At 64.0% G+C, this 11500-nt stretch carries 11 protein-coding genes; 6 read left to right on the plus strand and 5 right to left on the minus strand.

The annotated features are described in order from the left end of the window. The coding region (locus Q7T45_RS01035) for a YcgN family cysteine cluster protein (RefSeq protein ID WP_304866280.1) at positions 1-300 on the minus strand (300 nt) is incomplete at its 3' end. A 283-nt stretch (positions 301-583) separates the two neighbouring features. On the opposite strand from Q7T45_RS01035, the gene Q7T45_RS01040 reads away from it, so the two are divergent. From Q7T45_RS01040 to Q7T45_RS01050, 3 genes are read left to right on the plus strand one after another with little or no spacing between them, the layout of a single operon-like run. Continuing rightward, positions 584-2875: a transglycosylase domain-containing protein gene (locus tag Q7T45_RS01040; RefSeq protein WP_304866283.1), complete on the plus strand. Its 2292-nt coding sequence runs from the start codon at positions 584-586 to the stop codon at positions 2873-2875. Positions 2876-2877: 2 nt separating this feature from the next. After that, positions 2878-3456, plus strand: a complete 579-nt coding sequence (locus Q7T45_RS01045) for a DUF1214 domain-containing protein (RefSeq protein WP_304866284.1) — start codon at positions 2878-2880, stop codon at positions 3454-3456. After that, complete coding sequence (locus Q7T45_RS01050; RefSeq protein WP_304866286.1) at positions 3453-4067, plus strand: DUF1254 domain-containing protein; 615 nt, start codon at positions 3453-3455, stop codon at positions 4065-4067. Before Q7T45_RS01045 ends, Q7T45_RS01050 begins: the two co-directional genes overlap by 4 nt. Before the next feature lie 58 nt (positions 4068-4125). On the opposite strand, the gene Q7T45_RS01055 is transcribed toward Q7T45_RS01050, so the two are convergent. Continuing rightward, positions 4126-4341, minus strand: a complete 216-nt coding sequence (locus tag Q7T45_RS01055) for a hypothetical protein (RefSeq protein WP_304866288.1) — start codon at positions 4339-4341, stop codon at positions 4126-4128. Positions 4342-4547: 206 nt separating this feature from the next. On the opposite strand from Q7T45_RS01055, the gene Q7T45_RS01060 reads away from it, so the two are divergent. Together Q7T45_RS01060 and Q7T45_RS01065 are read left to right on the plus strand one after the other, a co-directional pair. Continuing rightward, the gene (locus tag Q7T45_RS01060) at positions 4548-6023 is read left to right on the plus strand and encodes an amidase (protein ID WP_304866290.1); all 1476 of its coding nucleotides are present in this window, start codon (positions 4548-4550) and stop codon (positions 6021-6023) included. A gap of 250 nt (positions 6024-6273) precedes the next feature. Next, entirely contained in the window at positions 6274-7182 is a 909-nt protein-coding gene (locus tag Q7T45_RS01065) for a hotdog domain-containing protein (RefSeq protein WP_304866292.1), read from the plus strand. 54 nt (positions 7183-7236) lie between these two features. Here the strand turns inward: Q7T45_RS01065 and Q7T45_RS01070 are convergent, their stop codons facing one another. Continuing rightward, positions 7237-8187, minus strand: coding sequence for a class I SAM-dependent methyltransferase (locus Q7T45_RS01070; RefSeq protein ID WP_304866296.1), 951 nt, complete (start codon positions 8185-8187; stop codon positions 7237-7239). Further along, complete coding sequence (locus Q7T45_RS01075) at positions 8184-9218, minus strand: tripartite tricarboxylate transporter substrate binding protein (protein WP_304866299.1); 1035 nt, start codon at positions 9216-9218, stop codon at positions 8184-8186. Before Q7T45_RS01075 ends, Q7T45_RS01070 begins: the two co-directional genes overlap by 4 nt. 86 nt (positions 9219-9304) lie before the next feature. Between Q7T45_RS01075 and Q7T45_RS01080 the strand changes: the two genes are divergently transcribed. Beyond that, on the plus strand, positions 9305-10192 hold the full coding sequence (locus Q7T45_RS01080; RefSeq protein WP_304866302.1) for a LysR family transcriptional regulator: 888 nt from the start codon (positions 9305-9307) through the stop codon (positions 10190-10192). A 117-nt stretch (positions 10193-10309) separates the two neighbouring features. Here the strand turns inward: Q7T45_RS01080 and Q7T45_RS01085 are convergent, their stop codons facing one another. Further along, a complete protein-coding gene (locus tag Q7T45_RS01085) occupies positions 10310-11374 on the minus strand; it encodes a ketopantoate reductase family protein (RefSeq protein WP_304866304.1) in 1065 nt (354 codons plus the stop codon). Between the last annotated feature and the right edge of the window lie 126 nt (positions 11375-11500).

The following is an 11500-nucleotide window of genomic DNA, read 5'->3' on the forward strand; positions in this document are numbered from 1 at the left end:
GCAGCTCGGCGGCAGCCAGTTCAGGGTGCGGACGTTTTCAGGCGTGAGCCGGACGCAGTCCGGAACCTGGTCGGAGCGATTCGCATAGTCCTTGCAGGCGCACAGCCCGGCATCCAGCAGCTTGCAGGAGACGTGGGTGAAGTAGATCTTGCCGGTATCCTCATCCTCGAGCTTTTCCAGGCAGCAGCGTGCGCAGCCGTCGCACAGGCTTTCCCATTCGGCGCTGGACATCTCTTCCAACGTCTTGGTTTTCCAGAAGAATCCCTCTTGACCCGAGGGTGGCTTGGGCTGCGCGGTCATGATTTCCTGACGGGGCCGGTGTGGGCTTGGGCCCTTCTATAGCGTTTTCGAGCGACGTGGGTACCCGGTAAGGCCCGGTAGCGCGCAAAGCCGCCGCCAGCGTTAGCCCTGCTGTTCAAAATCGTGAGCCAGACCATTGGTTTATGGCCCCCGCTCGTTTAGATAGGGAGCGAGTCCCCGATGGCGCAAAAAGCGCCTTGGGTTTGCCGCAACATTCCCGCATGACGTCTCGACGGTGCCCGGCCGGGCGCCCTTAAGCGCTGCGAATTGACTTGGGGTTCCGGTGCGCCAGATCGTACCACCACACTGGAAGAAAAAGATCCGGCACTGGATGCTGGATCTGGATGCGCGCATCGACTCGACGCTGTTCTCCTCCGGCAAGGGCTTGCGCGAGCTCTATGAGCGGTTCTCCACCTTCATGGACCGCTTCTATGTCGGCCGCTGGAAACGCTGGGTCTTCATCGAACCTCTGTCAGAGGCCGCGACCATCGGGCTTGTCGGCCTGGTGCTGATGCTGGCGCTGGCAGTGCCGGCTTTTCGCGAAACCGCCGACGACGACTGGCTGAAGAAATCCGATCTCGCGGTGTCGTTTCTCGACCGCTATGGCAATCCGATCGGCAACCGCGGCATCAAGCACAATGATTCGATTCCGCTGGAGGATTTTCCGGACAATCTGATCAAGGCGACGCTGGCCACCGAGGACCGCCGCTTCTACGATCATTTCGGCATCGACATCGCCGGCACCGGCCGCGCGCTCGTCACCAACGCGCAGGCCGGCGGCGTGCGGCAGGGCGGCTCGACGATCACCCAGCAGCTGGCGAAGAACCTGTTCCTCAACAACGAGCGCACCATCGAGCGCAAGGTCAAGGAAGCCTTCCTGGCGATCTGGCTCGAGACCCGTCTCACCAAGAATGAAATTCTGAAGCTCTATCTCGACCGCGCCTATATGGGCGGCGGCACCTTCGGCGTCGATGGCGCCGCGCATTTCTACTTCAACAAGTCGGCGCGCGACGTCAATCTGGCGGAATCCGCCATGCTCGCCGGGCTGTTCAAGGCCCCGACCAAATACGCGCCGCACATCAACCTGCCCGCCGCGCGCGCCCGCGCCAACGTGGTGCTGGATAATCTGGTCGATGCCGGCTTCATGACCGAGGGCCAGGTGTTCGGCGCGCGGCGCAATCCGGCGATCGCGGTCGATCGCCGCGACGAGAATTCGCCGAACTACTATCTCGACTGGGCGTTCGAGGAGATGCGCAAGCTGGTCGACACCTTTCCGAAATCCTATGTCGAGCGCGTCTTCGTGGTCCGCACCGCGATCGACATGACGGTTCAGCGCGCCGCCGAAGCAACCGTCGAAAACCAGTTGCGCCAGTTCGGCCGCGATTACCATGCGACCCAGGCCGCCGTCGCAGTCGCCGATCTCGACGGCGGCGTGCGCGCGATGGTCGGCGGACGCGACTATGGCGCGAGCCAGTTCAACCGCGCGGTCGACGCGATGCGCCAGCCCGGCTCGTCCTTCAAGCCCTATGTCTACGCCACCGCGCTGATGAACGGCTACAAGCCATCCTCGATCGTGGTCGACGGCCCGGTCTGCATCGGCAACTGGTGTCCGCAGAACTACAGCCACGGTTATTCGGGCTCGATGACGCTGACCCAGGCGATCACCCGTTCGATCAACGTCATTCCGGTGAAGCTCTCGATTGCCCTGGGCGGCAAGTCACCCAATCCAGCCAAGGCCGGGCGCGCCAAGATTACCGAGGTGGCGCGCAAATTCGGCATCAAGGCCCCCCTGCCCGACACGCCGTCGATGCCGATCGGCTCCGACGAAGTCAATGTGCTCGAACACGCGGTGGCTTATGCGACCTTCCCGAACAAGGGCAAGGCGCCGATCCCGCATGCGGTGCTGGAGGTGCGCACCGGCGCCGGCGACCTGGTCTGGCGCTTCGATCGCGACGGCAAGAAGCAGGTGCAGGCCATTCCCGTCTCGGTAGCCGCCGACATGTCGGAAATGATGAGCCACGTCGTCAGCGAAGGCACCGCACGCCGCGCCGCCATCGACGGCATTCCGACAGCCGGCAAGACCGGGACCACCAACGCCTATCGCGACGCCTGGTTCGTCGGCTTCACCGGCAACTTCACCTGCGCGGTCTGGTACGGCAATGACGACTATTCCCCGACCAACCGCATGACCGGCGGCTCGCTGCCGGCGCAGACCTGGCGTGAGATCATGGTGGTCGCTCACCAGGGCGTCGAGGTCAAGGAAGTGCCGGGAATTGGCATGGGCCAGAAGCTGCCGCCGACGGCGCAGGCCGCTGCCGCCATGGCCGCAGGCGCGCCGAAAATCATTGACACCAAGCCGGGACCGCCGCCGATCCTCACCAAGCGCGGCGCCGACATTCTGGTGCGCGTGGAAAAGATGCTCGACGAGGCCGGCAAGACCGCAGGCAAAGTCACCCCTGGCGACCCCGCCAAGCCCGGCAAGCCGGTATCGTCGAACACGATCGCATTCCCGGACAGTTTTGCCGCGGCAGCGCCGGGCGAAGCCGCGGCGACAGCTCCGCCGCGCAAGAACTGACCGTGCGGCTGGTCTTCATCACACTGCTGGCGTTGATTCTCGCGACCGTCATCGGCCTCGGCGCGACCTGGATGACGGCGACGCGCGGCACCGATCTCGGCACCCTGACGATCGGCGCCTGGACCGCGCGGCCGAAGACCGGCACCGCCGACGTCGATCCCTATTCGCGCGCCTCGATCGCCCGCAGCGGCGAGCTGCCGGTCGGCACCGGCGACGGCGTCGCCTTCTCGGCGACCAGGGACGACCGCAACAAGCCGCTCGACGGACGCTGCGACGTGGTGGTCAGCGGCGTCACCCCTGCGGCACGGTTCTGGACGCTGACGCTCTACAATACCAAGGGACATCTGGTGGCGAACTCGCTGCAGCGCTACGGCTTCACCAGCCAGGAAATCATTCGCGGCGCCGATGGCGCCTTCGAGATCCGGGTGGCGTCGCGCTCGCGCGCCGGAAACTGGCTCCCCACCGGGGGCATCGAGCGTTACGCGCTGATGCTGCGGCTTTACGATACGCCGGTCGGCGTGGCGACGCGGACGCAGCGCGATGCGCCGATGCCCTCGATTACGACGGTGGGCTGTCCATGATCCGCCTGCTGTTCACGATCATCGCGGGCGTGCTGCTGGGTGCCGTGGTGCATCTCGTCAGCGTGCTGGCATTGCCGCGGATCGCGACCCAGGACGCCTATTCACGCCTCACGCCGATGACAACGCTCAATACGGTGACCGCACTGCCGCCGGCGGATCCGAACAACGCACCGCTGCCGTTCATGGATCCCGCCTTCGCGACCGCGATCTGCCGCTACGACCTGTCGGGCGGCCCGATCAAGCTCACGGTCCCGGTCAGCCAGGCCTACACCTCGGTGTCGTTCTATACCCGCAACGAGGTCGCCTATTACGCCATCAACGACCGGTCGGCCGGACGCCGGCTGATCGAACTCGACCTGATGACCGAGGCGCAGCACGCCGAACTGCCCGAGGACGAGGAAATCACCGCCGCCGACCGGCTGATCATCGACTCGCCGACCGCGACCGGGCTGATCGTGCTGAAGGCGCTGGCGCCGGAGCCGGGCCTGATGATACAGGCGCAGGCCTCGCTCGCGGCTTCCAGCTGCAAGGTGCAGACCGAGCCGACACCGGCGAAACAGGAAGAGCCCAAGCCTGCGCCACCACCGCCGGCGCCGCGGGCGAAGCGCTGATCCGGGAAGTTGCGCCACGGCGCCGACGCGGAGATCGCCCTATCCTCCTCCGAGGCTTCTAGGGGCGCATGAACATGAAATCAGTCCCGGGGTCGCAATTGTCGGCGACGAAGCGAAGCTCCGACTGGACGTCGGAGACGCTCCTGCTTTCGAGATATTTGGATACGACGAGGCCAAGCAGCGACCGGCAGACGCTGTCGTGACCCATCCCGGCAGCTTCCGCTTCGGCGATAGCCGCGGAGAAATGAAGATTCGCGATCTCGGTTGCGGACATCTCGGCTTCCTGTTTTTTCACCCTTGTGTCATCCAAGCTCCGGATGTCGTTTGATCTGCGTCAAAAACTCTCGTGCCTGGTGCCACAGAGAAGTCCTGTCGAGCATCAGTACATCCACGCCATCATCATCGACACGCCACCCCCGATTTGTTGACTTGCCGGGTTGCGAAACTAAGGTTGACGCCGCACCGGAGGAAATTAATCGCATGACGTTGCCGATGAGCTGGAACGAATGGGCGCAGCACGACGGCGTCGCGCTGGCGGCGCGCGTCAGGAAGGGCGAGCTGACGGCAAAGGAATTGGCAAGTCAGGCGGCCGCAGGCATCGCCAAGGTCGATCCGGCGCTGTCGGGCGTGGTCGAGGTCTTCGAGGACGCGATTGCCGATCCCGCCAAAGACGGCGCCAATCTGGCGGGACCCTTTGCCGGCCTGCCTTTCCTGATGAAGGATCTGGGCCCGACGATGAAGGGCCGCTTGCAGGAAATGGGCTCGCTGCTGATGCGCGGCAATCGCGCCACCGCCGATACGTTCCTGGCCGCGAAGATGCGCGAGGCAGGACTGAACCTGATCGGGCGGACGACCACGCCGGAATTCGGCGTTTGCAGTTCGGCCGACAATCCCGCCGTCTACGTGACCCGCAACCCGTGGAACACCGATTACACGACCTGCGGATCGTCAGCCGGCAGCGCCGCCATGGTCGCGGCGGGCGCCGTGCCGATCGCGCATTCAACCGACGGCGGCGGCTCGATCCGCATTCCGGCCGGGGTCAACGGCAACATCGGCCTCAAGGTTTCGCGGGGCGTGTTCTCGCTGGCACCGCACATGTCTGATTTGACCGGGCTGGTATCGATCCAGGGCTGCCAGTCGCGTTCGGTACGCGATACCGCTGCCTTCGTGGATGCGTGCCGTGGTCCGGCGCCGGGCGAATTCATGCCGTTCTGGACCCCGCCGGAGCCTTACCTCGATATGATCAAGCGCGATCCGGGCAGGCTCAGGATCGCGTTGTCGCATCAGTGGGGCGACTATTCCGCGACGCCTGCGATCGCAGCCGAACTCGAACGAACGGGAAAATTCCTCGAAGGCCTCGGCCATCACGTCGAATACGCGTTGCCCGCGATCGATTATCGCGCCGCCTTCGATGCCCAGACTACCTGTTACATCAGCAACTTTGCCATCGTGATCGGCAACATGCTGGCGGCACGCGGGCTGGAGCGGCCGCCGGCCGATCTGGTCGAGCCGGTCAACATCCGGATCTGGGAAGCCGGCCGGCATACGACATTTGCCGAGCGCGCGCGCATGCAAGCGGTCTTCAACACGACCACGCGCGGTTTCGGTGCGTTCTTCGAGGAGTGGGATACTATCCTGACGCCGATCACCGCGCTGCCGACACCAAAGGTCGGCACAACGGAATATCTGACGATATCGGACAATCCATCCGTGCTCGACTGGTTCGGCAATCTATGGCGCAATTTCGCCTTCACCCCGCTCGCCAATCTCAGCGGACTACCCGCGATCTCGTTGCCGCTGGCGCAACATGAGAACGGATTGCCGCTCGGCATTCAGGCTCAGGCCAGGCAGGCCAATGACGGCCTGCTGCTGCAGCTGGCGGCACAGATCGAGCGGGCGCTCGGCGGGCAGTGGAACGCCGGACGGACGCCCGGCGTGCATGTGACGAAGGGCTGAATTCTTCTCCCCTCCTCCCGCTGTGTCCGCCGAAGCCACTTGGCGAAGGCGGACGCAGCGGTGGGGAGGGGTCGGGGGTGGGGGGTGCTTCAGAAAATTCGTTGTGAGAAATGCGCGGACTCGCTGCCGACCGTATGCGCCGCACTACCCCCCACCCCCGACCCCTCCCCACCACGCGCAAGAGCGCGTGGGAGGAGGGGAGAAAAGCATCGCCTTTTGCTCCCTTCGCAATATGGCGTAGAACACCGACATGTCCAAAGCACCTGTCATCACACCGCTGCCGTTTGACCAACTGGCCGAAGCCATCAAAGGCAGCCGCTCCGTCTATGGGCATATCAGCGGGCTGCGGCTCGACCGTGCCGCCCGCGGCGAAGCCTGGTCGAGCCTGCCCTACCGCCCGGTCTTCGTCGGCGACACCGCGACGGGCGTGCTGCACGGCGGCGTCGTCACCGCCATGCTCGACGAGAGCTGCGGCATGGCCGTCCAGCTCGCGCTCGATGGCGCCAGCGCGATTGCCACGCTCGACCTGCGGATCGACTACCAGAAGCCGGCGACGCCGGGCCTTGAGATCAGAGCGCATTCGGTGTGCTACCGCGTCACCCGTTCGATCGCCTTCGTGCGCGCGACCGCCTACCAGGAATCCGAAGACGATCCCGTCGCCACCGCAACGGCCTGCTTCATGGTCGGCGCCAACCGCACCAACATGCTGGACCGGGCGATGGAGGAGCGCGCGCTGCCGGTGCTGGAAGCGCCGGAGGATCCGGCAGGCCCGTTCGCCAACAGCCCGTTCGCGCGCTGCCTCGGCATCCGCATCGGCGACGATGGCACGCTGGTGATGCCGTTCTCGCCAAAGATCATTGGCAACCCGATCCTGCCCGCCATCCATGGCGGCATGACCGGCGCCTTTCTCGAAACCACCGCCATCGTCGGCGTGGCGCGCGAACTCGGCGTGTCGTCGCCGAAACCGATCGGCCTCACGGTCAATTACCTGCGCTCCGGCCGCGCCCTCGACAGCCACGCCAAGGTGTCGATCGTCAAGCAGGGCCGGCGCGTCGTCGCTTTCGAGGCGCAGGCCTGGCAGGACGACCCGGCCAAACCGATCGCCTCGGCGTTCGGTCATTTCATGCTGCGGCAAACGCCGGATGCGGATGAGGAATAGGCACGCCTAGTCGCCCTTGGCATGAGCGTCAACAACCGCCGGCCCTCACGGAGGCTACAACCTCCTTGCTGCCGTCAATAACAGTTCATTCGGACCTTCCCATCCGGTCGGCGTTTCATATCGGCTGAGAACCTGTTCCATATCAGACCACGCAGCTTCGGCTTTCGCTGCGTCCAGGCTCTTCAATATCTGCACGATCGGGCCGGCCGATGTCCGGGCGAATTTCATGTAGTCCTTGACCGTCGGAAGTCTGAACGGCGCCGCAATCCTGGTGGTCGCGATCTCGCGGAATCCCGCCTCTTTGAACAGGTCATCGATCAGGCCGGGTTTGCCGAGGCTGAGCAGTCCGCCGGACTGGAAGGGATCGCGCGGCGGCATGCCGGCGTGCCTCAAAGCTGTTGACATCAGCGTCGTCACACAAGGATTGGCCTGCGGGGCTCCGAACACCATGGTGCAAACACCGCCACCCGGTTTGAGCACCCGCGCCATTTCGCGCAATCCCTGCAGCGGGTCGCCGAAAAACATCAGTCCGAGCCGACAGACCACCGCGTCGAATCTCGAGTCCTCGATCTGCAATTGCTGTCCGTCCGAAACGCGTACCTCGACGTTGCGATACCCCGCGGCGGCGGCCTGCTGTGCTGCGAATTGAAGGATCTTCGGCGAGAGGTCGGTGGCCAGCACGAGGCCCTGGGGACCGACCCGCTCAGCGATGTCCAGGGTCTGATCGCCGGCACCGGCGGCCACATCGAGCACATGGGAACCGGCTCCAACTCCGGCCATTCCGAGCATGGCCTGTGTCGCCTTGTCCAGCCACGGTCGAATGACGGCGCCGGAATCGCTCCAGCCCTGGGCCATCTGATCCCACTGCGCGCGCATCGCCGCCGTGGCAATATCCGCGTCGACGGAAGATTCACTATTCATGGCACACTCCTTCGAACTGTCTTGCGGCGTCCGATCGACTCGTCGTGGGTTTTTCGGATCGGAATCGGTTTCAGATCGGATCATTCAGGTTTGGTCCTGCCCTCGCGGACAATTGCTTTCCACTTGCTCAACTCGGCCTGCAGATGCGCCGCGAACTGTGACTTCGAGCCATTGATCGGCGTGTATCCAAGCGCTTGCAGCCGATCCCTCACTTCCGGCAGCGCCATGATGTGACTGACTTGCCGGTGCCTGAGTTCGACGATGTCGTCGGGGGTGCCCCTGGGGACCAATATCCCGTTCCAGAATCCGACCTCGTGGTTCGGTATGCCCGCCTGCTCCAGCGTGGGAACGTCAGGAAATTCCGCGGCGCGCGTTTTGTCGGCAACCGCCAGCATACGGAGCTTCCCGTCTCGCACGAGCGGGGCGACGATCGGAAGGGTAAGATGCAGAATCTGGGTATGGCCGGCAACCGTCGAGGCAACGGCCGGAGGTCCCCCCTGGAACGGGACGTGCACGACGTCGAGCCCGAGCGTCTGTTTGAAGAGCCGCTCGCTTGCCAGGTATGGCGAAGAACCATAACCAGGCGACGCGTAGTTAAACTTGCCGGGGCTCGCCTTCACCAGAGCGGCGAGTTCTTTCATGGTGGTCGCGGCCACCGACGAATTGACCGAAATCGTTTCGGGCGCCGCTATCAACAGCGTGATCGGCACAAAGCTGTCAGGGACCTCATACGTGAGTTTCTCGCCGATCGCAGGCTGAACGACGAAGTTCTGATTGACGATCACCATCGTGCAGCCGTCAGGCAACGCTCTGGCGGCCGCCGCGGTGCCAATCATCCCGCCGGCCCCGGGCAGATTCTCGACATAAAACCGGCCGCCAGCCTCGGAAAGCCTTTGCGCCAGAATTCGCGCGATCACGTCGTCGGGCGATCCGGGCGGGTATGACACAATAAGCCTGACGGGTTGCGAGCATTCGGCCCTGACCGGCTGCGCCAATGCAAGCGACACGACAGCCATCGTAGCCAGCCCGAAAATCAGCGGCCGTACTGGACTTTTCATCGCGATCTCCCGGAAGTCCGCAGCCGACAGGCGGCAAACGGACCATTGTTGTCTCATCAAGGTTCCGGAAGGCTAGACGGCCGGTGCAGCCGTCGTAAGCCGCAGGATTGCGGTACCCCGCAGCAGAAGTGCATAATCGCGCAATGTTCGACTGGAATGATCTGAAGTATTTTCTGGCTGTCGCCCGACACCGCAGCACGATCGCCGCTGGGAAATCGCTGGGCCTAAGTCAATCGACGGTACAAAGGCGCTTGAGTGAACTGGAGCGCGCGATCGGGCAGCCCCTGGTGAAGCGCCACCCGTCAGGCTATCGCCTGACGAAATTCGGCGAGGAGCTATTGCCCCACGCCGAGCGTATCGAAGCGGCGGTGACCGACTTCGGGCGGCGAGTGAACGATGAGTCCCACGACCTGACCGGTGTGATCCGGGTGACCTGCCCGGAGCCGATCATCGGTCGCATGACCAAATCCGCGCTCATCGAGCGCTTCCAGATCCGCCATCCCGAGCTTCGGATTGAATTCGTAACGAGCGACCGCTACCTCGACTTGTCGAAGGGCGAGGCCGATGTTGCCTTCCGGTCCGGCGATACCGACGACGAACTTGTCGGCCGCAAGGTCGCGGATTCGATCTGGGCTGTTTATGCGAGTCGGGGTTACATCGAGCAGCATGGCAGGCCCGCGACGGTGAGTGATCTGCCGAACCATCAACTTGTCGGCTTCGATGAAACGCTGAGCACGCACCGCGCATCGGTTTGGCTCCGGGAGGTGGCGCCAGACGCCAAGATGGCGGCACGCACCAACAGCGTCCTCGGTCTGATCTATGCGGTGAAGTCGGGAATAGGCCTTGGGCCGCTTCCTGCGTCGCTCGGTGACGCCGAACAGGATCTCGTGCGCGTACTCGGGCCCATTTCGGAACTGTCGCGGAGTTGGCGTCTGTTGACACCCCCGGACCTTCGACGGGTCCCGCGCATTGCGGCGTTCTTCGACTTCATTCTTGCGGAACGAGAGTTGGTCAAATCCATTCTGGCCTGACAGATTGGAAGGAGAGTGGCGAAAACGACGCCCCGGCTCGCATCAGCCAATCCGCGCCGCCATCAAGAGGCGGCGCCGGCCGAAGACGCGCTATTCCCAAGCTGCGATAGAGCCCCGTCAGTTCAAGCCGGAGCCGCCCGCCACGATTCGCTCGTTCAGTTTCTGGTCCACGATCTCGACCGTGCGGTCGATCTCGGCATTGGCCATGCCGAGCTGGTGCGAGATCAGCTTCACCAGCAGGTCGACGCGCTCGATGAAGGGCGCGCCGCTGGCGACCGCCCGGGCCGCCGATGATGGCTTCAGCAGGCTTTCCGCCGCCTTGGCATATTTGCCGAACGGCACCTGATCCTGCGGGTCGGCGCCCAGACGCCGGGCGACCGCGTCGACATGATCATAGATCGCCTGCGAGAGTTTCAGGTCGCCGTGCACGGCATCGCGGATCGACTGCGGCTCATGCAGCGTGATGCAGCGATAATTCCCGGTCAGCAGCATCGACCATTTGGCCAGCGGGACGAACAGCGAATCGAACACCTTGAGCTTCACCGGAACGTCGTGGCCATCCAGCGTCACCGCGTCGATGTCCGCTTCCAGCTCCCGCAGCAGCTTGTTGTGTTGCTCATCCGCGAATATCGATGCCTTGAAGTTGGTCGGCAGGCCGACATGAAGGACGTTCGCCGCCTCTTCCGGCGGACGGAAGGCTTGCGGATCGGGCGAGCAGAGCGTCACCAGTCCCGGCTTGAAGCGTTCCCACACCTGGGCGTTGGTGTAGGCCTCTTCCAGGTCCATGTCCGCCAGCGCCGGGATCCGCTTGAGATAGGGCAAGGGCGGCATGTTCATGATGGAAAGGCACGGCAGCCCCGCGGCTGCGATCTTGATCATCAGGACGCGGACCGTGTGGTTGGCGTATTGCGGCTCCTGCATGGCCAGCGCCACCATGTCGTAACGGGAGATGTCGACGTTGCCGGGTTCGGTCGCGTCCAGCTTGCCCGGCAGGTCACGCGAAAAAATCGCCCGGTGCACCGCCTCGTCGCGCAGCTTGATGCGAACTTCCGTACCGTCGCGATTGATCAGTTCGGCCGTCTTCTTCCGGCAAACCAGCGTCACGTTGTGACCCGCCATCAAAAGCTTGGTCCCCAGCAGGGAGCCATAGGAAGCTCCAAGGATCAGAATGTTGCGCGCCATGCTCTCTCTTCCACCGATTTTGCTCGAATTTCTGTGACGTCCCGACCCCAGCCAGGCCGGCCATTTCCGTCCGGGATCCGCAGGAGCGGTAGAACGGAGCAGCCAGGCCCTGGATCGCAAGGGAAC

Source organism: Bradyrhizobium sp. (assembly GCF_030646015.1).
Classification (GTDB): Bacteria; Pseudomonadota; Alphaproteobacteria; order Rhizobiales; family Xanthobacteraceae; genus Bradyrhizobium.

What these genes read in the sequence shown, in the direction of transcription:
- Q7T45_RS01050 (WP_304866286.1), top strand. Translation starts at nt 3,453, where the DNA reads ATGATCCGCCTGCTGTTCACGATCATCGCGGGCGTGCTGCTGGGTGCC.
- Q7T45_RS01055 (WP_304866288.1), bottom strand. Translation starts at nt 4,341, where the DNA reads ATGTCCGCAACCGAGATCGCGAATCTTCATTTCTCCGCGGCTATCGCC.
- Q7T45_RS01060 (WP_304866290.1), top strand. Translation starts at nt 4,548, where the DNA reads ATGACGTTGCCGATGAGCTGGAACGAATGGGCGCAGCACGACGGCGTC.
- Q7T45_RS01065 (WP_304866292.1), top strand. Translation starts at nt 6,274, where the DNA reads ATGTCCAAAGCACCTGTCATCACACCGCTGCCGTTTGACCAACTGGCC.
- Q7T45_RS01070 (WP_304866296.1), bottom strand. Translation starts at nt 8,187, where the DNA reads ATGATCCGATCTGAAACCGATTCCGATCCGAAAAACCCACGACGAGTC.
- Q7T45_RS01075 (WP_304866299.1), bottom strand. Translation starts at nt 9,218, where the DNA reads ATGAGACAACAATGGTCCGTTTGCCGCCTGTCGGCTGCGGACTTCCGG.
- Q7T45_RS01080 (WP_304866302.1), top strand. Translation starts at nt 9,305, where the DNA reads ATGTTCGACTGGAATGATCTGAAGTATTTTCTGGCTGTCGCCCGACAC.
- Q7T45_RS01085 (WP_304866304.1), bottom strand. Translation starts at nt 11,374, where the DNA reads ATGGCGCGCAACATTCTGATCCTTGGAGCTTCCTATGGCTCCCTGCTG.